Source organism: Pseudomonas putida (assembly GCF_028682455.1).
In the GTDB taxonomy this organism is placed as follows: Bacteria; Pseudomonadota; Gammaproteobacteria; order Pseudomonadales; family Pseudomonadaceae; genus Aquipseudomonas; species Aquipseudomonas putida_AA.
On sequence record NZ_JANHLD010000001.1, the window covers coordinates 381,245 to 403,316 of the forward strand.

18 protein-coding genes are annotated in these 22,072 nt (G+C 61.4%); 13 read left to right on the plus strand and 5 right to left on the minus strand.

Annotated features, from left to right (window positions below):
• Positions 1 to 221 precede the first annotated feature (221 nt).
• On the plus strand, positions 222 to 1,157 hold the full coding sequence (locus tag NPS58_RS01805; RefSeq protein WP_274113084.1) for a chemotaxis protein CheV: 936 nt from the start codon (positions 222 to 224) through the stop codon (positions 1,155 to 1,157).
• Positions 1,158 to 1,202: 45 nt separating this feature from the next.
• Positions 1,203 to 2,006, plus strand: a complete 804-nt coding sequence (locus tag NPS58_RS01810) for an MOSC domain-containing protein (RefSeq protein ID WP_274113085.1) — start codon at positions 1,203 to 1,205, stop codon at positions 2,004 to 2,006.
• A gap of 63 nt (positions 2,007 to 2,069) precedes the next feature.
• Here the strand turns inward: NPS58_RS01810 and NPS58_RS01815 are convergent, their stop codons facing one another.
• Positions 2,070 to 3,998, minus strand: a complete 1,929-nt coding sequence (locus tag NPS58_RS01815; protein ID WP_274113086.1) for a transglycosylase SLT domain-containing protein — start codon at positions 3,996 to 3,998, stop codon at positions 2,070 to 2,072.
• Positions 3,999 to 4,219: 221 nt separating this feature from the next.
• Here NPS58_RS01815 and NPS58_RS01820 point away from each other — a divergent pair, with 221 nt between their 5' ends.
• Positions 4,220 to 6,139, plus strand: a complete 1,920-nt coding sequence (locus tag NPS58_RS01820; RefSeq protein ID WP_274113087.1) for an ATP-binding cassette domain-containing protein — start codon at positions 4,220 to 4,222, stop codon at positions 6,137 to 6,139.
• Positions 6,140 to 6,177: 38 nt separating this feature from the next.
• On the opposite strand, the gene NPS58_RS01825 is transcribed toward NPS58_RS01820, so the two are convergent.
• Positions 6,178 to 6,621 (minus strand): universal stress protein, encoded by a 444-nt coding sequence (locus tag NPS58_RS01825; protein WP_274113088.1) that lies wholly within the window; start codon positions 6,619 to 6,621, stop codon positions 6,178 to 6,180.
• 109 nt (positions 6,622 to 6,730) lie between these two features.
• Here NPS58_RS01825 and NPS58_RS01830 point away from each other — a divergent pair, with 109 nt between their 5' ends.
• The 7 genes from NPS58_RS01830 to NPS58_RS01860 all read left to right on the plus strand — a co-directional run bounded on the left by NPS58_RS01830 (position 6,731) and on the right by NPS58_RS01860 (position 14,989).
• Positions 6,731 to 7,168: a hypothetical protein gene (locus NPS58_RS01830; protein ID WP_274113089.1), complete on the plus strand. Its 438-nt coding sequence runs from the start codon at positions 6,731 to 6,733 to the stop codon at positions 7,166 to 7,168.
• Between the two features lie 494 nt (positions 7,169 to 7,662).
• Positions 7,663 to 9,810, plus strand: a complete 2,148-nt coding sequence (gene fadB / locus NPS58_RS01835) for a fatty acid oxidation complex subunit alpha FadB (RefSeq protein ID WP_274113090.1) — start codon at positions 7,663 to 7,665, stop codon at positions 9,808 to 9,810.
• Between the two features lie 29 nt (positions 9,811 to 9,839).
• Positions 9,840 to 11,015 carry an acetyl-CoA C-acyltransferase FadA gene (gene fadA / locus NPS58_RS01840; RefSeq protein WP_028945922.1) on the plus strand — a complete coding sequence of 392 codons (1,176 nt, stop codon included), beginning with the start codon at positions 9,840 to 9,842 and terminating at the stop codon, positions 11,013 to 11,015.
• Positions 11,016 to 11,095: 80 nt separating this feature from the next.
• Complete coding sequence (locus NPS58_RS01845; RefSeq protein WP_028945923.1) at positions 11,096 to 11,347, plus strand: DUF1653 domain-containing protein; 252 nt, start codon at positions 11,096 to 11,098, stop codon at positions 11,345 to 11,347.
• A gap of 100 nt (positions 11,348 to 11,447) precedes the next feature.
• Positions 11,448 to 14,060 (plus strand): type I DNA topoisomerase, encoded by a 2,613-nt coding sequence (gene topA / locus NPS58_RS01850; RefSeq protein ID WP_274113091.1) that lies wholly within the window; start codon positions 11,448 to 11,450, stop codon positions 14,058 to 14,060.
• A gap of 123 nt (positions 14,061 to 14,183) precedes the next feature.
• On the plus strand, positions 14,184 to 14,705 hold the full coding sequence (locus NPS58_RS01855) for a DUF6586 family protein (protein WP_274113093.1): 522 nt from the start codon (positions 14,184 to 14,186) through the stop codon (positions 14,703 to 14,705).
• A 50-nt stretch (positions 14,706 to 14,755) separates the two neighbouring features.
• Positions 14,756 to 14,989 carry a hypothetical protein gene (locus NPS58_RS01860; RefSeq protein WP_010226971.1) on the plus strand — a complete coding sequence of 78 codons (234 nt, stop codon included), beginning with the start codon at positions 14,756 to 14,758 and terminating at the stop codon, positions 14,987 to 14,989.
• Positions 14,990 to 15,054: 65 nt separating this feature from the next.
• Here NPS58_RS01860 and sulA read toward each other — a convergent pair whose 3' ends face one another.
• Together sulA and lexA are read right to left on the minus strand one after the other, a co-directional pair.
• Positions 15,055 to 15,537: an SOS-induced cell division inhibitor SulA gene (sulA, locus tag NPS58_RS01865; protein WP_274113096.1), complete on the minus strand. Its 483-nt coding sequence runs from the start codon at positions 15,535 to 15,537 to the stop codon at positions 15,055 to 15,057.
• Between the two features lie 11 nt (positions 15,538 to 15,548).
• Positions 15,549 to 16,157 carry a transcriptional repressor LexA gene (lexA, locus tag NPS58_RS01870; RefSeq protein ID WP_274113098.1) on the minus strand — a complete coding sequence of 203 codons (609 nt, stop codon included), beginning with the start codon at positions 16,155 to 16,157 and terminating at the stop codon, positions 15,549 to 15,551.
• Positions 16,158 to 16,388: 231 nt separating this feature from the next.
• Here lexA and NPS58_RS01875 point away from each other — a divergent pair, with 231 nt between their 5' ends.
• From NPS58_RS01875 to nagZ, 3 genes are read left to right on the plus strand one after another with little or no spacing between them, the layout of a single operon-like run.
• A complete protein-coding gene (locus NPS58_RS01875; protein WP_274113100.1) occupies positions 16,389 to 17,102 on the plus strand; it encodes a TetR/AcrR family transcriptional regulator in 714 nt (237 codons plus the stop codon).
• Positions 17,103 to 17,148: 46 nt separating this feature from the next.
• On the plus strand, positions 17,149 to 17,673 hold the full coding sequence (locus NPS58_RS01880; RefSeq protein ID WP_274113102.1) for a L,D-transpeptidase: 525 nt from the start codon (positions 17,149 to 17,151) through the stop codon (positions 17,671 to 17,673).
• 22 nt (positions 17,674 to 17,695) lie between these two features.
• Complete coding sequence (gene nagZ / locus NPS58_RS01885; protein WP_274115336.1) at positions 17,696 to 18,694, plus strand: beta-N-acetylhexosaminidase; 999 nt, start codon at positions 17,696 to 17,698, stop codon at positions 18,692 to 18,694.
• Positions 18,695 to 18,756: 62 nt separating this feature from the next.
• Here nagZ and NPS58_RS01890 read toward each other — a convergent pair whose 3' ends face one another.
• On the minus strand, positions 18,757 to 22,071 hold the full coding sequence (locus NPS58_RS01890; protein WP_274113103.1) for a DEAD/DEAH box helicase: 3,315 nt from the start codon (positions 22,069 to 22,071) through the stop codon (positions 18,757 to 18,759).
• Position 22,072 lies beyond the last annotated feature (1 nt).

Genomic DNA, 22,072 nt, shown 5'->3' on the forward strand with positions numbered 1-22,072 from the left:
CAGGTCTCACCCGATTGTCACTAGGGGTTTCCCTGATGGGGTGTTTTGATCGCGACCCTTTGGAGGCAATCGCGACAGGAAGGGAGTGAGCGCAGTAAAGCATGATGTTAAAATGACATCAATGATTGGCCGCGCATTTTCTTCAGGGGTCAAGCTGCGTGCGATCTGGCCGATACAGGGCCATTGAATTCATTTCTTCGAACACGACTGGGGGTTCTTCAATGGCTGGCATTCTCGACACGGTAGACCAAAGAACGCAGCTGGTAGGTGAGAACCGCCTGGAAATCCTGATGTTTCGCCTGGCCGGCCGGCAGTTGTTCGCGATCAACGTGTTCAAGGTCCAGGAAGTGCTGCAAATGCCCAAGCTGACCTTGATGCCGCAACGCCACCCATTCGTCTGCGGCGTGGTCAACCTGCGCGGGCAGACCCTGCCGGTGATCGATCTTTCGCAGGCCATCGGCATGCGCCCGATCACGCCCGGCCCAGGCAGCACCATCATCGTCACCGAGTACAACCGCTCCGTGCAGGCGTTCCTGGTAGGTGGGGTCGATCGTATCGTCAACATGAACTGGGAGGCCATCATGCCACCCCCTTCCAGTGCCGGTCGCCAGCATTATCTGACGGCAATCAGCAAGGTCGACGACCAGTTGGTGGAGATCATCGACGTCGAAAAAGTACTGGCTGAGATCGTGCCGTACAACGCCAGGGTCTCGCGTGAAAAGCTCGAGGATCCGCTGATGGCTCGTGCCCGTGGTCGTGAGGTGCTGCTGGTGGATGACTCTTCTGTGGCCTTGGCGCAGTTGCGCGATACCTTGTCCCAGCTGGGCGTGAAGATGCATGTGGCCAGCGATGGCCTCAAGGCGCTGCGCATGCTCAAGGGCTGGGCAGATGCTGGCGAGAATGTTTGCGAAAAGCTGCTGATGGTCTTCACCGATGCCGAGATGCCGGAAATGGACGGCTATCGCCTGACCACCGAGATCCGCAACGATGCACGCCTGCGTTCGTTGTACGTGGTGCTGCACACGTCGCTGTCCGGCAGCTTCAACGAGTCGATGGTGAAAAAGGTCGGCTGCGACAACTTCCTGTCCAAGTTCCAGCCCGACAAGTTGGTCGACGTCGTACGCCAGCGCCTGATGCTGGATGAAGTGACGGTCTGAGTCGGTATAAGCTAGGCCTCCGACCCTCAAGCAAGGCAGCTAGAAATGCGTCTGAGTGCTCTGTACCGCTACCCGCTCAAGTCCGCACGCGCCCAGGCGCTGCACTCTTCCTCGCTGGACATGCTGGGGTTGAACGCAGACCGTCGCTGGATGTTGGTGGAGCGCGACAACGGACGCTTCCTGACCCAGCGCGCCTATCCGCAGATGAGCCAGCTGTCGGCGACCTGTGCCGAAGACGGCGGGCTGATCCTGGACGCTGCAGGGCGTACGTCGTTGCATGTGCCGGTGCCCGAAAGCGATAGCAATCTGCGTGGTGTCCTGATCTGGCGCGATACGTTGCGCGTGCCGGATGCCGGTGACGAAGCGGCGCAGTGGCTCAGTGAATTCATTGGCAAGGAGGTGCGCCTGGTCCATGTGCCTGAGCAGCGTGCCCGCTATTTGCCCAATGGCTATGGCCTCAACAGTGATCGGGTGGCCTTTGCCGACGGTTTTCCCCTGTTGCTGATCGGCCAGGCATCGCTCGATGACCTGGCGCAGCGGGTCGGTCGACCGGTGGAGATGCTGCGCTTTCGTCCCAACCTGGTGGTGGAGGGGGGCGAAGCCTTTGCCGAAGACGGCTGGAAGCGCATTCGTATCGGCGAAATGGAGTTTCGTGTGCTCAAACCGTGTGAGCGCTGCATCCTGACCACCATCGACCCGCAGACTGGCGAGCGCAGTGCCGACCGCGAACCCTTGGCCACGCTCAAGACGTACCGGCAGAAGGAAGGGGATGTACTGTTCGGGCAGAACCTGGTGGCTGATGGTAGCGGGGTACTGGAAGTAGGGATGACAGTAACGGTGCTGGAATAACGATCGTGGGGCAAGCCCGCTCCTGCTGTTAGGAGCGGGCTTGCCCCACGAGGCTTCATTCACTCACTGATCATCGAAATAGCGCTCATGCCAGTCCACCAGCGGCTGTGGCGAATTGAGCTTCTGCCCGTAGATCACCGAGTACGACAACACGTTTTGCACGTATTGGCGGGTTTCATCGAACGGAATCGACTCGACCCACACATCGAAGCTCAGGTGGTCGGCGCCGCGCAACCATTGGCGCACGCGCCCTGGGCCGGCATTGTAGGCCGCCGATGCCAGTACCCGGTTGCCGTTGAACTGGCTGTGCACCTGGCTCAGGTAGGCCGCCCCCAGCTGGATGTTCTTGTCCGGGTTGAACACCTGCGCCGGTGACGCCAGCGGGATGCTGAACTTGCGCGCGGTCTCCTTGGCGGTGGCCGGCATCAGTTGCATGAGGCCGCTGGCCCCGACGCTGGAGCGAGCATCTTCCATGAAGGCGCTTTCCTGGCGAGTAATGGCGAACACCCAGCTCGAATGCAGGCCACGTACCTTGGCTTCGCGGACCAGCGTGTCCCGATGGGCCATCGGGAAGCGGATATCCAGGTCGTCCCAGTACTGCGCCTGGCTGATCGTGCGGATGGCCGGGAAGTACCAGCGCATGTCGTAGGCAAGCTTGGCCTGGGCGACCATTTCATCGCGGTTGAAGTGACGGCTGACGTAGTACCACTCGCGTCGGCCATCGACGATCTGGCCGCGGGCGTGGAACTCCAGGGCGCGACGGATTCCCGGGGTATTACGCACCTTGTTCATCAAGGCCTGGCTCAGCACCAGTGGCTTGTTGTTCAGCTGGTATGGGGTTTGCGCGCGGTCGGCGGCGAGGAAACCGTAGAAGTCGCGCTCGCGAGCGACCGTCTTGTACAACATCGGAACCTGCGGGTTCTTCGGCTGGGCCAGCTCCAGGCTGCGAGCCTGCCAGTAGCGCCAGCGGTTACTGCTGGCCAGGTCCTGGGGCAGGCGCTTGGTCAGCTCGTAGGCTTCTTCCCAGCGGCCCAGGCGCAGCAACAGGCGCAGTCGCCATTCGGTGACGGTGTTGTCGCGCAGCTCTGGGTCGTAGCGGGTCATCAGGTCGAGGGCGCGCGGGTCATAGCGGCGGGCCAGAGTCAGGCCGATTTCCCGGGCGATGGCGACTTTTTCATCGCGGGAAAAATGCATGCGGTTGGCGTAGTCGTCCAGCAGGCTCATGGCCCGCTCCGGATCCTGGCGGGCCAGGCGTCGCAGGCCCAGGCTGACCACGTCGGACATCGCCTCGTTGACCGGCACGAAGCGCCCAGGCTGATTGAGCAGTTGTGGCTTTTGCGCCACGTCTACCAGCAGGCGGCCTTGAGGGGCAAGGGTGGTGAGGTCCTTGTTCAGGGTGTTGGCCAGCGCATAGTTGCGGGCCTGGGCGGCCAGCTTGATGCGCTCCCAGCGCTTCTGCTCGGTGAGCTGGCCTTCGGCCGCCCAGCGATTGAACAGGGCATCGCAGGCAGCGGGTTGCGACTTGCCCACCAGCCAGAGTTTTTCGGCGGTGGCAAAACCTTCGGCCCGCTGGCCGTGGCTCAGTTGGTATTGGCCATTGAGGCAGTCGAGCTCGGTGAAATTCAACTTGGGATCGTAGTAGCGGTTGAAGGTCGCCCAGTCGCCACGTTCGGCCAGCCAGCGCAGCCAGCGCAATTTCATCCAGTTGGACTGGGGCAGGTCGCCGTGGGCGGCGAGGAATTTCTCGATCTCTTCATTGCTGGCGCTTTTAAGGCGTGCGGTCAGCTCGTCGTAGGCGAGGTAGGGCGTCAATGGGTAGTCGCGCAGCGCCTGGGCATAGCGCAGGTACGGGCCCTTGTCGCCCTTGGCCAGGGCACGCTTGGCCTCGTCATAGTATTGGCGTTGTACGGTGATGTCGGTGGCCTGGGCGACGCTGGCCGCGGAGGCCGAGAGAAGCAGGCAGGAAACTAGGCTGAACAGGCGGCTGCGCATGAGACTTCCGGGCAGTTTGACCATGAAAAGTGACGGCGAAGCCAGCACTGTTGGGATTACGTTGCTTAAGCTTAGCCGTTTGCCAACGGCGGATGAAAGCATTGTGCTTGTATCGAGTTGTAATCGGGCAGTCTGTCGTCGGAATAGTCTGTAGGAGCGCCTGCTTAATGTGAAGCCGGCCCAAGTCGGGTAGAATGCGCGCCCTGTTTTTGGAGAAGATCATGACCCTGCTCAAATTAAGCGATGTGTCCCTTGCGTTCGGCGCCATGCCGTTGTTGGACAAGGTGTCCTGGCAGATCGCCCGTGGTGAGCGGGTGTGCATCATCGGCCGTAACGGTACTGGCAAATCGAGCATGCTGCGCCTGGTCAAGGGTGACCAGAAGCCTGATGACGGTGATGTCTGGCGTGCCCCTGGGCTCAAGATCGGCGAGCTGCCGCAGGAGCTGCCGGTGGCCGATGGCCGTACGGTGTTCGATGTGGTGGCTGAAGGCCTCGACGGTGTCGGCGCCTTGCTGGCCGAATACCACCACCTGAGCCAGAACATCCACAGCGATGCCGACCTGGAAAAACTCATGCACGTCCAGCACGACCTGGAAGCGCGTGACGGCTGGCGCCTGCAGCAGTTGGTCGACAGCACCCTGAGCCGCTTGCAACTGCCGGCCGACAAAACCCTGGCCGAGCTGTCCGGTGGCTGGCGTCGCCGCGTGTTGCTGGCCCAGGCACTGGTGTCCGAGCCCGACCTGCTGCTGCTCGACGAACCGACCAACCACCTGGACATCGGTGCCATCGCCTGGCTTGAAGAAGCCCTCAGTGGTTTTGGCGGCGCCGTGCTGTTCATCACCCACGACCGTTCCTTCCTGCAGAACCTGGCCACGCGCATCCTCGAACTGGACCGCGGCGGCCTGATCGACTGGAACGGTGACTACGCCAGCTTCCTGGTGCACAAGGAAGCCATGCTGGCGGCCGAAGAAACCGCCAACGCCCTGTTCGACAAGAAGCTGGCCCAGGAAGAAGTGTGGATTCGCCAGGGCATCAAGGCCCGGCGTACCCGCAATGAAGGCCGCGTACGCGCACTCAAGGCACTGCGTGTAGAACGCAGCGAACGTCGCGAGCGTACCGGCAAGGCCAACATCCAGCTCGACGTTGCCGAGAAGTCCGGCAAGCAGGTGATGGTGCTGGAGAATGTCAGCTTCAGCCACCCGGGCGGCCCGCAACTGGTCAAGGATTTCTCCATGGTCCTGCAGCGCGAGGACCGTATCGGCCTGCTCGGCGCCAACGGTACCGGCAAGACCACCTTGCTCAAGCTGATGCTCGGCGGCCTTGAGCCCACCAGCGGCAAGATTGAAGCCGGTACCCGTCTGGAGGTGGCTTACTTCGACCAGTTGCGCCATCAGCTGGACCTGGAAAAGACCGTGATCGACAACCTTTCCGAAGGTCGCGACTTCATCGAGATCGACGGGCAGAACCGTCACGTGTTGAGCTACCTGGGCGACTTCCTGTTCAGTCCGCAGCGTGCGCGTACGCCGGTCAAGGCGCTGTCTGGCGGTGAACGTGCACGGTTGTTGCTGGCCAAACTGTTCAGCAAGCCTGCCAACCTGCTGGTGCTCGACGAACCGACCAACGACCTGGACGTAGAAACCCTCGAGTTGCTCGAAGAGGTGTTGTCGGCATTCAAGGGCACCGTGCTGATGGTCAGCCACGACCGGGCGTTCCTGGACAACGTGGTCACCAGCACCCTGGTCTTTGAAGGCGAGGGCAAGGTACGCGAGTACGTCGGTGGCTATCAGGACTGGATTCGCCAGGGTGGTTCGCCGAAGTTGCTCGGTGTCACCGAGAGCAAGTCAGGCAAGTCGGAACTGAACACCGCGGTGGTCGAAGCCGTAGCGCCGGCTCCGGTCGTTGCGCCGGTCGCCGAGGCGCCAAAGAAGAAGCTCAGCTACAAGCTGCAGCGTGAGCTGGAAGCCTTGCCTGGTCAGATCGACGCCCTGGAGCAGAAGATGGCTGCGGTGCAGGAAGAGATTTCCGATCCGGCCTTCTACCAGCGCCCAATCGACCAGACCAGTGCCGTACTGGCACGTCTGGAGCAGATGCAGGCTGAGCTGGATGTCCTGGTGGAGCGCTGGGCCGAACTGGACAGCTGAAGAGAGAGGCCCGACGATCGTGCGTCGGGCCTTTTGCGTTACTCGGCTTTTTTCTGCAGGCGTACGGCCAGCACATCGCATGGTGCGCCGTGCAGGACGTCGTTGGCCGTGGAGCCCAGCAGCAGGGCCAGGCCGTGACGGCCATGGCTGCCCACCACGATCAGGTCGCAACTCTGGTCCTTGGCCAACTGGTGGATTTCCTGGCGAGGCTGGCCGTAGGTCAGGTGCGAGTCGCCGCGATTGATTTCAGGGTACTTGGTGAACAGGCGGTCCATGCGCTCCTTGGCCTGGTCGAACTGTTGCTGTTGCAGCTGCGAGAGGTCCATGGGGACATCGCCACCAAAGGCCATGGCCATCGGTTCGACAATGTGCACCAGGGATACCTTGGTGCCCGCGGGTGTAGCCAGCTCACGGGCGCGCTTGATGACCGGGTCGCATTCTTCGGTCAGGTCGACGGCAACCAGAATATGTTCGTAGGGCATGAGTAGCTCTCCTGACAGTTGCATTAGTTCAAGTATGGTCGGTTTCAGGCTGATCGCTTCAAACCCCGGCTAACCAGCTCATTTGCAAAGCTTTATGGGAACAACAGATATGACGGTCTGGCTAGTGGTGTCAATCCTTGCGCTGATTTTGAGTCCTCTGGCCTGGTTGCGCCCTTCGCGCAACCAGAGTGGCCGAATGGCCCTGCGCATGGAGGCCCGACGCATGGGCTTGAACATGCAGCTGGCGCCTCAGCAGTGGCCACACTGGCTGCCCAAGGAGCCTCCCAGCCCTTGCGCGCAGTACGTGCGGCCTCGCCGCCAGGGCAGAGCGGACAGCTGGAGCTATTGGCAGACCACGCCGGGTACCTGGCTGAACCAATGGCGCGAACCCTGCAGCGATCCTGCCTTGATGGCGCAGTTCGCGCGCCTGCCCGACAGCGTCTACAAGGTCGAGGCCGGTACACAAATGGTTGCCCTGTACTGGGGTGAACGAGGTGAAACGGCTGTATTGCAGGATATTGCCGATGTATTGAAAGCCCTCGCCTGACCGCGCTCAATAAAAAGCCCGATTACGCATCGGGCAGACGGGCCAGGCAGGCCGGTGTAGTTGACTTCCTCCCAGTGTAGCGGGCCTCGCGCTACCTGCCGCTTTTTTGAATCTCTCCGTTGTGCGCGTCGGCGCATGTCTATCCTGCTCACGCAGGTGTAAGCCTTTGACCATTATCGTCGTGATGAATACGGCCAGATCACCGAAGCCGGTGTTTGCTTACGAACAGTGAATAATGACCGCAAAGTCGCGTTTTCAAGCTGCTTTTGGGTATTTGACAACAGCGATTTTTTCGTTGAATGTGTGCGTACCCAAATCAAACGGGCGTATGAATTGAGCGTTTGTATTGTCAGAATGCTCTTACAGAATCCCGACTATCGCGCTGACGGGTGTGCCTGGCGCAAGGATTCGGCAAACAACGGCCTTGGGCCGGCCGGGTTTTTCACCAGCGATCGGCGTGTACAGTTCAGCTTCCATATCGTGGAGATCAGTTGATGATTTACGAAGGTAAAGCCATCACGGTTAAGGCTCTTGAAAGCGGCATCGTCGAATTGAAGTTCGACCTCAAGGGTGAGTCCGTCAACAAGTTCAACCGTCTAACCCTGAGCGAATTGCGTCAGGCCGTAGACACCATCAAGGCCGACGCCTCTATCAAGGGCGTGATTGTCAGCAGTGGCAAAGACGTGTTCATCGTCGGCGCGGACATCACCGAGTTTGTCGATAACTTCAAGCTGCCCGAGGCCGAACTGGTCGCCGGCAACCTGGAAGCCAACCGGATTTTCAGCGATTTCGAAGACCTGGCCGTGCCGACCGTAGCCGCGATCAACGGCATCGCCCTGGGCGGCGGCCTGGAAATGTGCCTGGCTGCCGACTACCGCGTAATGTCCACCAGCGCCAAGATCGGCCTGCCGGAAGTCAAACTGGGTATCTACCCAGGCTTCGGCGGTACCGTACGCCTGCCGCGCATCATCGGTGCCGACAACGCCATCGAGTGGATTGCCGCCGGTAAGGAAAACCGTGCTGAAGACGCCCTGAAGGTAGGTGCCGTCGATGCAGTGGTTGCCCCTGAGCTGCTGCAGGCAGCGGCCCTGGACCTGGTCAAGCGCGCCATCAGCGGCGAGTTCGACTACAAGGCCAAGCGTCAGCCTAAGCTGGAAAAACTCAAGCTCAACGCCATCGAACAGATGATGTCCTTCGAAACCGCCAAAGGTTTCGTGGCAGGCCAGGCCGGTCCTAACTACCCGGCACCGGTCGAAGCGATCAAGAGCATCCAGAAAGCGGCCAACTTCGGTCGCGACAAGGCGCTGGAAATCGAAGCCGCAGGTTTCGTGAAGCTGGCCAAGACCTCGGTTGCCGAGAGCCTGATCGGCCTGTTCCTCAATGACCAGGAGCTCAAGCGCAAGGCCAAGGCACATGACGAAATCGCTCACGATGTGAAGCAGGCCGCCGTACTCGGCGCCGGCATCATGGGTGGCGGTATCGCCTACCAGTCGGCGGTCAAGGGCACTCCGATCCTGATGAAGGATATCCGCGAGGAAGCCATCCAGCTGGGTCTGAACGAGGCCTCCAAGCTGCTCGGCAAGCGCGTTGAAAAAGGTCGCCTGACTCCAGCCAAAATGGCTGAAGCGCTGAATGCGATTCGCCCGACCCTGTCGTATGGCGACTTCGCCAATGTCGACATCGTCGTCGAAGCCGTGGTCGAGAACCCGAAGGTCAAGCAAGCGGTGCTGGCAGAAGTGGAAGGCCAGGTGAAGGAAGACGCCATCCTGGCTTCCAACACCTCGACCATCTCCATCAACCTGCTGGCCAAGGCCCTCAAGCGTCCGGAAAACTTCGTCGGCATGCACTTCTTCAACCCGGTGCACATGATGCCGCTGGTGGAAGTCATCCGTGGTGAGAAGTCCAGCGACGTAGCCGTTGCCACCACCGTTGCCTACGCCAAGAAAATGGGCAAGAACCCGATCGTGGTCAACGACTGCCCGGGCTTCCTGGTCAACCGTGTGCTGTTCCCGTACTTTGGCGGTTTCGCCAAGCTGGTCAGCGCTGGCGTCGATTTCGTGCGCATCGACAAGGTCATGGAAAAATTCGGCTGGCCGATGGGCCCGGCCTACCTGATGGACGTTGTCGGTATCGACACCGGCCACCACGGCCGTGACGTGATGGCCGAAGGCTTCCCGGACCGCATGAAAGACGACCGTCGCTCGGCCGTCGATGCACTCTACGAAGCCAACCGCCTGGGCCAGAAAAACGGCAAGGGCTTCTACGCCTACGAGACCGACAAGCGCGGCAAGCCGAAGAAAGTCGCCGACGCTTCGGTACTCGAAGTGCTCAAGCCGGTCGTCTACGAACAGCGTGAAGTCAGTGACGAAGACATCATCAACTGGATGATGGTCCCGCTGTGCCTTGAAACCGTTCGTTGCCTGGAAGACGGTATCGTCGAAACCGCCGCTGAAGCCGACATGGGTCTGGTCTACGGCATCGGTTTCCCTCCCTTCCGTGGCGGCGCACTGCGCTACATCGACTCGATCGGTGTGGCCGAATTCGTTGCCCTGGCAGACAAGTACGCCGATCTGGGTCCGCTGTACCACCCCACCGCGAAGCTGCGTGAAATGGCCAAGAACGGCCAGAGCTTCTTCGGTTAAGCGCCCAACGATAGAGAGCGAGAGAATATATGAGCCTGAATCCAAGAGACGTGGTGATTGTCGATTTCGGTCGCACGCCGATGGGCCGCTCCAAGGGTGGCATGCACCGCAACACCCGCGCCGAAGACATGTCTGCGCACCTGATCAGCAAGGTGCTGGAGCGCAACACCAAGGTCGACCCCAACGAAGTCGAGGACGTGATCTGGGGCTGTGTGAACCAGACCCTGGAGCAGGGCTGGAACATCGCCCGCATGGCCTCGCTGATGACCCAGATCCCTCACACTGCTGCCGGCCAGACCGTCAGCCGTCTGTGCGGCTCGTCCATGAGCGCCCTGCACACCGCGGCACAGGCGATCATGACTGGCAACGGCGATGTGTTCGTTGTCGGTGGTGTCGAGCACATGGGCCACGTCAGCATGATGCACGGTGTCGATCCGAACCCGCACATGTCGCTGTACGCCGCCAAGGCGTCGGGCATGATGGGCCTGACCGCCGAGATGCTGGGCAAGATGCACGGCATCAGCCGTGAGCAACAGGACCTGTTCGGCCTGCGTTCGCACCAGCTCGCCCACAAGGCGACGGTCGAAGGCAAGTTCAAGGATGAAATCATCCCGATGCAGGGTTACGACGAGAACGGTTTCCTGAAGACGTTCGACTACGACGAAACCATTCGCCCGGACACCACCCTGGAAAGCCTCGCGGCGTTGAAGCCTGCCTTCAACCCTAAAGGCGGTACCGTGACTGCCGGTACGTCCTCGCAGATCACCGACGGCGCCTCTTGCATGATCGTGATGTCGGCCCAGCGCGCCCAGGACCTGGGCATCCAGCCGCTGGCCGTGATCCGTTCCATGGCGGTGGCCGGTGTCGACCCGGCCATCATGGGCTACGGCCCGGTGCCGGCGACCCAGAAGGCGCTCAAGCGCGCTGGCCTGACCATCGCCGACATCGACTTCTTCGAGCTCAACGAAGCCTTCGCGGCACAGGCCCTGCCAGTGCTGAAAGATCTGAAAGTGCTCGACAAGATGGATGAGAAGGTTAACCTGCACGGCGGCGCCATCGCCCTGGGTCATCCTTTCGGTTGCTCTGGTGCGCGGATTTCCGGCACTCTGCTCAACGTCATGAAGCAGAATGGCGGGACCTTCGGCGTCTCGACCATGTGCGTCGGCCTGGGTCAGGGCATCACCACCGTCTTCGAACGCGTCTAAGCGCTTCGCGGAAGGAAGCCGGGGCCTTGTGCCCCGGTTTTTGTTTTTTGCGGGATATTTTTTTCAAGAGGGTGAGCAACATGCAGATACAACCAGGCGTATACCGGCATTACAAGGGGCCTGAGTATCGTGTGTTCGGCACTGCGCGCCATTCCGAGACCGAGGAGTGGGTGGTGTTCTACCAGGCCCTGTATGGCGAGTTCGGGCTGTGGGTACGACCACTTTCGATGTTTCTGGAGTCGGTCGAGGTTGACGGCGAGCAAGTGCCGCGCTTTGCTTTGGTCAAGGCTGAACCCGAGCTGTTTTCGCGGCCCGATGCCGAGGGCGGATAAAGCCCCGCGCTTGACCTCACTGTGTTGCCACTATATATAGCGGTGCCGCGTCAGGTACCTGCCGTGTTTTTATTTTCAGTATTCAGGAATTTTCCGATCCATGGGCAAATCGCTGGTCATTGTGGAATCCCCGGCTAAGGCCAAGACCATCAACAAGTACCTGGGCAGCCAGTACGTGGTGAAGTCGAGTATCGGCCATATCCGAGACCTGCCCACCAGCGGTTCGGCCAGCGCCAGCAAGGAGCCTGCCGCCAAGCGCGGCAAGGCAGCCGCAGGCGAGGCGCCGGCCCTGTCGCCGAAAGAGAAGGCGCGCAAGCAGCTGGTTGCGCGCATGGGGGTCGATCCGGACCACGGCTGGAAAGCCAAGTACGAGATCCTCCCAGGCAAGGAAAAGGTCATTGACGAACTGCGTCGCCTGGCCAAGGATGCCGACACCATCTATCTCGCAACCGACTTGGATCGCGAGGGGGAAGCCATTGCCTGGCACCTGCGCGAAGCCATCGGGGGTGACGACAGCCGCTACAAGCGTGTGGTGTTCAACGAAATCACCAAGAAGGCCATCCAGGAAGCCTTCTCGCAGCCAGGCGAGCTGGATATCGACCGGGTCAACGCCCAGCAGGCGCGTCGTTTCCTCGATCGCGTGGTCGGCTACATGGTCTCGCCGCTGTTGTGGCAGAAGATCGCCCGTGGCCTGTCTGCTGGCCGCGTGCAGTCGGTTGCGGTGAAGCTGGTGGTCGAGCGTGAGCGCGAAATCCGCGCCTTCATCCCGGAAGAATACTGGGAAGTGCATGCCGACCTCGGGACCGCCAAGGACGCCAAGGTGCGCTTCGAAGTGGCTCGCGAGAAGGGCGAGGCCTTCAAGCCGTTGAACGAAGCCCAGGCCATGGCGGCCCTGGAGAAGCTCAAGGCCTCCAGCTATACCGTTGCCAAGCGCGAAGACCGTCCGACCAGCAGCAAGCCTTCGGCGCCTTTCATCACCTCCACTCTGCAGCAGGCGGCGAGCAATCGCCTGGGCTTCGGGGTGAAGAAAACCATGATGATGGCCCAGCGTCTGTACGAAGCTGGCTACATCACCTATATGCGTACCGACTCGACCAACCTTTCTGTCGATGCGGTAGAAATGGCCCGCAGCTACATCGAGAGCGAATTCGGCAAGAAGTACCTGCCCGAGGCGCCGATTGTCTACGGCAGCAAAGAGGGCGCCCAGGAAGCTCACGAAGCTATCCGCCCTTCGGACGTGAACACGCATCCGACCAAGCTCAGCGGCATGGAGCGTGATGCAGAGCGTCTGTACGAGCTGATCTGGCGCCAGTTCCTGGCCTGCCAGATGCCGCCGGCGCAGTACCTGTCGACCACCGTCAGTGTCACCGCTGGCGACTTCGAGCTGCGCGCCAAGGGCCGTATCCTCAAGTTCGACGGTTACACCCGCGTGCTGCCGCAACAGAGCAAGCCGGGCGATGACGACGTGCTGCCCGAGATGAGCCAGGGCGAAGTGCTCAAGCTGATCCAGATCGATCCGAGCCAGCACTTCACCAAGCCGCCGGCACGCTACTCCGAGGCCAGCCTGGTCAAGGAAATGGAAAAGCGCGGTATTGGCCGTCCTTCCACCTACGCGGCAATCATCTCGACCATTCAGGACCGCGGCTATGTGACCTTGCACAACCGTCGTTTCTATTCCGAGAAGATGGGCGACATCGTCACCGAGCGCCTGTCGGAGAGTTTCTCCAATCTCATGGACTACGGCTTCACCGCCGGCATGGAAGAGAACCTCGACGATGTGGCCCAGGGCGAACGTGACTGGAAGAACGTATTGGACGAGTTCTACGGCGATTTCAGCAACAAGCTGAAGCTGGCCGAGGATGCCGAGAAGGGCATGCGTGCCAACCAGCCGACGCTGACCAACATTCCGTGCAAGGATTGCGGTCGGCCGATGATGATCCGTACTGCGTCCACGGGCGTGTTCCTGGGTTGCTCGGGCTACAGCCTGCCACCCAAGGAACGCTGCAAGGCCACGGTCAACCTGGTTCCGGGTGATGAAATTGCAGCCGATGACGAGGGCGAGTCGGAATCGCGCGTGTTGCTCAACAAGCACCGTTGCCCGATCTGCTCCACCGCCATGGATGCCTACCTGCTCGACGAGAAGCGCAAGCTGCATATCTGCGGTAACAACCCTGATTGCACCGGCTACGAGATCGAAGAAGGGAACTACCGCATCAAGGGTTACGAAGGGCCGAGCCTGGAGTGCGACAAGTGCGGTAGCGAAATGCAGCTCAAGACCGGCCGCTTCGGCAAGTTCTTCGGTTGCACCAATGCCGAATGCAAGAACACCCGCAAGCTGCTCAAGAGCGGCGAGGCGGCGCCGCCCAAGATGGATGCGGTGAAGATGCCGGAGCTCAAGTGCGAGAAGGTCAACGACACCTACGTGTTGCGTGACGGTGCTTCGGGCCTGTTCCTGGCGGCCAGCCAGTTCCCGAAAAACCGAGAGACCCGTGCGCCACTGGTGATCGAGATCATTCCACACAAGGATGAGATCGATCCGAAGTACCACTTCCTCTGCGAAGCGCCGAAAAAGGATCCGGACGGTCGCCCGGCGGTGATCCGCTACAGCCGCAAGACCAAGGAGCAGTACGTGCAGACCGAGGTCGAAGGCAAACCGACGGGCTGGCGTGCTTTCTACGACGGCAATGCCTGGAAGGTCGAAGATAAGCGCTGATCACGCTGCATTCATCTGACCGCGGGGCAAGACCGCTCCCACAGGAGGAGCGGGCTTGCCCCGCGATGCTTTTCAGTAGTGTAAATTGACTGACCGCCTTGCAGCCTATCGGAGGGCACCCAGATGGCCCAGGAACTCTATACCCGTACCAATCAGAAGATCTATTTCGCGGGCCTCGCCCTTGAGGCCTTGGGCAAGGCGCAGGAAAGCCGGGCCATGAACGCCCAGGCGCTGATTCAGGCCGAGCGCGAATCCGCGCTGTTCCATCTGTATGGCGCGCTGCTGGGGCTTTGCCATGAGATTGCCGGGTTCTATCGTTTGCCCCAGGCAGGGGCGCCACGCGCTGAACTGCTGTTGACGCGTGAAGTGCTTGAGGCAGTGGCCATTCCGGAAATGGCCGAGCTGGTAGAGCTGGCAGAGCAGCGGGAAACCTGGCTGGCGCAACTGCTAGCAGCTTATGCCGATTTGTTCCGACCGCCGGTCGCGAAAAAAGCGCCAAAAACCGATGTAACCCAACCGCTGATCCAGGCTGTGAGCCTGGATGAGCCCGAGGTAGTGCCGCTGTCGAGGGAAGAGCTGGAGAGTTGGAGGCAGAATCTCAAGGGCCTCACCGTTCGTTTTCGCGAGGGCTTGAGTGAGTGCTGATCGGGGCAGTCGCTGATACAATAGTGGCCTTTCGTGGAGAACAGCCCCTTATGCCAACGTCCTTTCTAGAAATTGTCGAGTTGCCTGATGGCCGGATCGAGCTGCGCCGCGCCGAGGACGAAGGCTCCCTGGTAACCCTGGATTTCTCCGAGGACGCCAAGGCTTTCCTGCAGGGTCAACACGTTGAAGTGGCAAAGGCCATGCTCAGCGTCGGCGTGCAGATGGCTGGCAAACTGGTAGAAGGCGAAATCGAGCGAGACGAAGGGCCGCGCGTCCTGCATTGATCGTCCTGCATGGCTTCCTCGTCCTGAGGAAGCCTGGCGAATCCCATTTGAAACAAGCCTGAACATCACCCAAGGCGGATGTTCAGGCTTTGTGCGTCTCCGGTACGGGCGGCGTTGCTCAGTTGTTGGCGAGCGCTGCTGCTGACGGTGCTCAACCAGCTGACAACCGTATGGCTGCGGCCCAGTCGCAGGGCATCGCAGGCCAGTTGCAGGGCGCTTTGGTTGCCGCGCGGCTGCAGCAGCAGGATGCGTTCGCGATTGAGGCCTGCGTCGCGTAGCCAGGCGTGGGTGAGGATGGCTGGCGGGGCGATCAGGGTCAGCCAGCGGGCGTCCTGCTCCTCGCTCAACTCGCTCAGTTCACGCAGCATGGGGGCCAGCAGGTTCTGGCAGCTACCCAATGCGCCACGAAAGGACAGTTCGCTGAAAACCTGCGCCGTGCCCGCATGTGGGGCTGGCTTGGTGGCTTTCAGTCCGGGCAGAACCGGCTGGGCCAGGAACGCTTCGAACAGGGGCAATTGTGCTTGCTGTGGTGCATGGGGGAACTGCATGACGCCTCCTTTTATCGGCGAATGACGCCGACACTCAAGCCCTCGATTACCAGCTCCTGATCTTTCAGGTTGACTTCGATGGGGGCGAACTCAGGGTTTTCGGCAATCAGCCAGACTTTGTTGCCTTCGCGCTTGAAGCGCTTGACCGTGACTTCATCGCCCAGACGGGCGACCACGATCTGGCCATTACGGGCTTCGCGGCATGTGTGTACAGCGAGCAGGTCGCCATCGACGATGCCGACGTCCTTCATGCTCATGCCGTGAACGCGTAACAGGTAGTCGGCCCGGGGATGGAAGAAGGCCGGGTTGATGTTGCAGGACTCTTCGATATGTTGCTGGGCGAGAATGGGCGCGCCGGCAGCGACCCGACCAATGATCGGCAGGCCGCTGTCTTCGGGCTTGGATTCAAGGCCGGGGATGCGGATGCCGCGGGAGGCACCCGGGGTCATTTCGATCGCGCCCTTGCGGGCCAGGGCCTTGAGGTGCTCCTCGGCGGCATTGGGCGACTTGAAGCCCAGCTCCTGCGCGATTTCCGCGCGGGTGGGCGGGAAGCCGTTGTCTTCCAGGCAGCGCTTGATAAAAGCCAGAATCTCAGCTTGGCGTGGCGTCAGTTTTAGCATGTTGATCGCTCTGTCTTTTTATACAGTGACTGGAATTATATACAGTAGATGGCAAGCTGCAAGCGCCAAGCTGCAAGAAAGGCTGGGGTGCACATTCCAGCAGTGGGAAGCTTGTCGATTGAGGGTGTGATTTAATACGTGACCGTGTGGCCGCAAAACGGCTGTGCAGGCTTGACAAATCACCGCTTTGAAACGTATGTTTCAAACAAGTGTTTGTCAGGCGGAGTAGTCATGGCCCAGTCGGAAACCGTTGAACGCATTCTCGATGCTGCCGAGCAGTTGTTCGCGGAAAAAGGTTTTGCCGAAACCTCATTGCGGCTGATCACCAGCAAGGCCGGCGTCAACCTGGCGGCGGTGAACTACCATTTCGGTTCGAAGAAGGCGCTGATCCAGGCAGTCTTCTCGCGTTTCCTGGGCCCGTTCTGTACCAGCCTCGAGCGTGAGCTGGAGCGTCGCCAGGCGCGTCCTGAGCACAAGCCAAGCCTTGAAGAGTTGCTTGAGATGCTGGTCGAGCAGGCGCTGGTGGTGCAGCCTCGCAGCGGCAACGACCTGTCCATTTTCATGCGCCTGCTGGGGCTGGCCTTCAGTCAGAGCCAGGGGCACCTGCGTCGCTACCTCGAAGACATGTACGGCAAGGTGTTCCGCCGCTACATGCTGCTGGTCAACGAGGCAGCGCCGCGCATTCCTCCCATCGAGCTGTTCTGGCGCGTGCACTTCATGCTGGGCGCCGCTGCTTTCAGCATGTCCGGGATCAAGGCCCTGCGGGCCATTGCCGAAACCGACTTCGGCATCAATACCTCGATCGAACAAGTCATGCGCCTGATGGTGCCGTTCCTCGCTGCCGGCATGCGTGCCGACACGGGTGTGACCGATGAGGCAATGGCCGCTGCACAGCTGCGCCCGCGCAGCAAATCTTCCAGCGTGCCGGTCGCCGCCAAGGCCTGATTCAACGGCTGGGCGCCGCGAGCCGCATCGGCTAAGCTAGCGCCCTATGCACAGTCTCGATTCCCTGCACATTTCCCTCGCCGATCAATGCCTCTACGGGTTTTCCCGGGGGCAGTTGTGCCTGCGCCTGCCGGTCTCCACCGCGCTGAACGGTGCGGGGGAGCGCAACGGTTCAGGCTGTACGCCGCGTGGCCTGCATCAGGTGCGGGCGAAAATCGGCGCAGGTCTACCGCAAGGCGCGGTGTTGCGTGGGCGACGCTGGACCGGCGAGACCTGGACGCCCGCCCTGCACGCACAACACCCGGGGCGCGACTGGATCCTCTCCCGGATCCTCTGGCTCAGCGGCTGCGAGCCAGGGGTCAATCGCTTGGGGCCGGTCGACACCTTCCGTCGTTATATTTACCTGCACGGCACACCCGACAGCGAACCAATGGGCGTGCCGTTGTCCCATGGCTGTGTGCGCTTGCGCAATGCCGACCTTTTATACCTGTTCGAACACGTACCGCTGCATTGCCCGGTGCGGATCGACGAAGCCGCATGCCCCCAATGGGCCGATGCGCCCCTGAATTGAAGGATCATTTATGAGTGCCAGCCTGCAAGGCTCCTTGATGGTGGACATCGCCGGTACCTGGTTAACCGCCGAAGATCGCCAGCTTCTGCGCCAGCCTGAAGTGGCCGGCCTGATCATCTTTGCTCGCAACATCGACTGCCCTCGCCAGGTGCGTGAGCTCAGCGCTTCGATCCGCGCCCTGCGTCCCGACCTGATCCTGGCGGTGGACCAGGAGGGCGGTCGGGTCCAGCGTCTGCGCCAGGGCTTCGTGCGCCTGCCTGCGATGCGTGCGATCGCCGACAACGATAACGCCGAATACCTGGCCGAGCAGTGTGGTTGGTTGATGGCAACCGAAGTCTTGGCGGTAGGCCTGGACCTGAGTTTTGCACCCGTTCTGGACCTGGATCACCAGCGCAGCGCGGTGGTCGGCAGCCGGGCCTTCGAAGGCGATCCGCAGCGCGCCACGGCTCTTGCCGGTGCCTTTATCCGCGGCATGAACGCCGCCGGCATGGCGGCCTGTGGCAAACACTTCCCCGGGCATGGCTGGGCTGAGGCTGACTCGCATGTGGCCATTCCAACCGATGAGCGCAGCCTGGAGCAGATCCGTGCAGCCGACCTCGTGCCGTTCGCGCGCCTGGGTGGGCAACTGGCGGCGGTCATGCCGGCCCATGTGATCTACCCACAGGTCGACAACCAGCCTGCCGGCTTCTCGCGCCGTTGGCTACAGGACATCCTGCGCGGTGAGTTGGGCTTCGATGGGGTCATTTTCAGTGACGACCTGTCCATGGCCGGCGCTCATGTGGTGGGTGACGCTGCCAGCCGCATCGAGGCGGCGCTGAGTGCCGGTTGCGACATGGGGCTGGTCTGCAATGATCGTGCGGCAGCCGAGCTGGCGCTGAGCGCTGCCCAGCGGCTGAAGGTCAAGCCATCGCCGCGCATTGCACAAATGCGCGGGCAGGGCTTTGCGCGTACTGACTACCGCCAGCAGCCTCGTTGGCTGGAAGCGCTTGGGGCGCTCAAGGAAGCGCAGTTGGTGGATTGATGTAAGCGTCGCGGGGCAAGCCCGCTCCTGCCTGGTAGGAGCGGGCTTGCCCCGCGATGGATTCAGCCTTTGCGCGGGCCCGGCAAAGGCGCAAACAGCGCATCGATATCCTCCGCCGCCAAGCGCCAATCCCCCGCCTGGCGTCCGTCCAGCACCCCGGCCGCCAGTGCCGACTTCTCTTGCTGCAGTTGCTGGATCTTCTCTTCCACGGTGCCCCGGGTGATCAGCTTGTAGACGAACACCGGCTTTTCCTGGCCAATGCGATACGCACGATCCGTGGCCTGGTTCTCGGCGGCCGGGTTCCACCACGGGTCGTAATGGATCACGGTGTCGGCAGCGGTCAGGTTCAGGCCCACGCCACCGGCCTTGAGGCTGATCAGGAAAATCTGCAACCGGCCATTCTGGAAGTCTTGTACCGGCGCGCGACGGTCACGGGTTTCGCCTGTAAGCAGGGAGTAGGCAATGCCGCGGTGCTCGAGTTCGGCCTCGATCAATCGCAACATGCTGGTGAACTGCGAGAACAGCAGTACCCTGCGACCTTCGGCGAGCAGTTCCTCGAGCATCTCCATCAGGCTTGCGAGTTTGCCTGAATGAGCACCGCGGGCAGTCGAGGCCTCGCTGTTGACCAGGCGCAGGTCGCAGCAGACCTGGCGCAGTTTCAACAGGGCTTCCAGAATGATGATCTGGCTGCGGGCGACGCCTTTACGGGTGATCTCGGCGCGTACCTTTTGATCCATCGCCAGGCGCATGGTCTCGTAGACATCGCGCTGGGCATCGCTGAGCTCGACCCAGTGGACCATTTCGGTCTTGGCCGGCAGCTCGGTGGCCACCTGCTCCTTGGTGCGACGCAGCAGGAAGGGCTTGATCCGCGCGTTCAGGTGTTGGAGTCGCTCGTTGTTGCCTTGGCGTTCGATAGGAGTGCGGTAGTCGCGGTTGAAGGCCTTGGCATCGCCCAGCCAGCCTGGCAGCAGGAAGTGGAACAGCGACCACAGCTCGCCCAGGTGGTTTTCCAGTGGCGTGCCGCTCAGGCACAGGCGTTGACGGGCTTCGAGCTGGCGCGCGGCCTGGGCCGCCTTGCTACCCGGGCTTTTGATGTACTGGGCTTCGTCGAGGATCAGTACATGCAGCTTCAGGTTCTTGAAGTGCTCCAGGTCCTTGGGCAGCAGCGCGTAGGTGGTCAGCAGCAGGTCATAGTCTTCCAGCTTGTCGAACTGCTTGCGCCGCCCGAGGCCTTGCAAGGCCAGCACGCGCAAGCTGGGCGCAAAGCGCGCGGCTTCGTCCTGCCAGTTGGGAATCAGGCTGGTGGGCATTACCACCATCGCCGGGCGGGTGAGGCGGCCGGCGTTCTTTTCGGTCAGCAGGTGCGCCAGGGTTTGCAGGGTCTTGCCCAGGCCCATGTCGTCGGCAAGGATGCCGCCCACTTCCAGTTCGCGCAGGGCCTGCATCCAGCTCAGGCCTTCCAGCTGGTAGCTGCGCAGCGTGGCGTTGAGGCCCTCCGGGGCTTGTGCCGGCTGTCGGCGAATGTCACGCAGGCGCTCGCCCAGGTTGCGCACCTGGGCGCCGCCTTGCCAGTTCAGCGGAATGTCTTCCAGGGCGTTGAGGCGGGTGGCATCGAGCGTTGGCAGGCGCACACTGGTTTCGCCAGGCTCGCGCAGGTAGAAGTCGCCCAGCGTTGCCAGTACCGGCTTCAGGCGGCCGTAGGGCAGTGCCACTTGCAGATTGCGACGTGCCTCGCCTTGTGGCGCGGGTATCTGCACCAGCAGGCTTTCGTCATCGCGCCGCTTGTTCAGCTGGGTGGGGTTCAGCAGCTCGGGGTGGGTGCGCAGCACGTTCAGCAGGATGGGTAACAGGCTCAGGCGCTGGCCGTTAACCTCGATGCCCACTTCCAGGTCGAACCAGTCGCGTCCGCTGGCCTCGTCGACTTGGGCGTACCAGTCATCGACCTCGGCGAGGTTGAAGGCGAAATCGTCGGTGTACTCGATCTGCCAGCCTTGCTCGCGCAGGCTCGGCAAGTCGTTGAGCATGAAGCGCAGCCAGGCGCCTTCAGTGCTCAGTTCCATCAGCTCGCCCGCGCTCTCTGGCAGTGCCTTGCTTTGACGGGTGGCCACCTTGAATCCCAAGCGCAGCAGCTTCAGGCGAATCAATTTTTCGGCGTCAGCCTGGCGCTGGATGCGCTGGTTGGTATTGCCTTCCAGGCGGGTGACTTCCGTGCCTTGACGGCCACTGGCGCGAACCCCGTCATAGTCGAAAGACAGTGCGGCGCGATGCTGGTGCTGGCGTTGCATCCTGCCCGACTGCGGCACATAGGCGCTGAACTCGTGGCTGCCCAGGATCAGGTGGGGCGTGGGGGCAATACCGTCGATGATCGTCTCGCTCAATGTTCTGGGGGTGGGGATCTGCCGGTTGAGGGTCTGGATCCGGTGACTGAAACTGACCACCTGGCTTTCAGGCACCAGTGGTGCCAGGGCGAGGGAGGAAGCAATGACTTCATCATAGCCGTGGCTCAGCAGGCCAACCTGGCCCTGTTCGGTGTCAACGTAGTACAGCGGCTGCAGCGCCAGTACCAGCTTGAGCATCCTGCCCTGGTGATACCAGCCGCCTCTGTATCGTTCGTCATCGAGTTTTTCCCAGCGGAACTCGCCTGCCAGGGGCGGGCCTGGTTTGAGCGGCCCCTGATCTCCCAGCAGGAACAGGCGTCCGGTGCCAAGGGCGTGTTCAAGCAGCTCCGCACCTTCACTGCCGTCGAGTGTTACACCGCTGGTAAGCGCGCCCGCGGGCGTTCTGGCGACCACCATGCGTAAGAATCTGGCATCGCTTTCGGTTGGGTAGCCTGAGCTTTGCCGGAGTATTTCGTGCGGGTAAAGGAGAGGCTTGAGTTCGGTGAACCGGCCATCCTTGAGGTGCTTGCATTTGTACGTTGTGATGGTGGCGTTGCCGCTAGGGTGAAACTCAAGCTCATACAGCAGGGTGCGTACGCTTTGCCCGGCGGGCTTTTCAGTGCCGGGGAGCGGTACTGCCAGGCGCTCAAGCCAGCGCTCGAGAACAGGGCTAAGTTGCGCGCCGTGCGTACCCGTTGGTTCTTCGGGCAGCTCCATCACATGGTACAAGGCCGCTACGCAGTGCTTGCAGTCGAAGCCGACCGGACAGGTGCAGGCGGTGTCGAGCGACGAGACGTGTTTACTGCCCTCTACTCTGATGTGCTGGGTATAGATGTTGTCACCTGAGCCGCGACAGACCGACGTAAGCCTGTGGGGCTCCAGCGATATCACCGTTACCCGGTGTTGATCGGCATATTCGAAGCCCCTTTCCAGTGTCCTGGGGGGGAAAGCGTGGGTCCAGTCACTGTCCTCGAGCAGTTGTCGCAGCGTTTTCGGCATC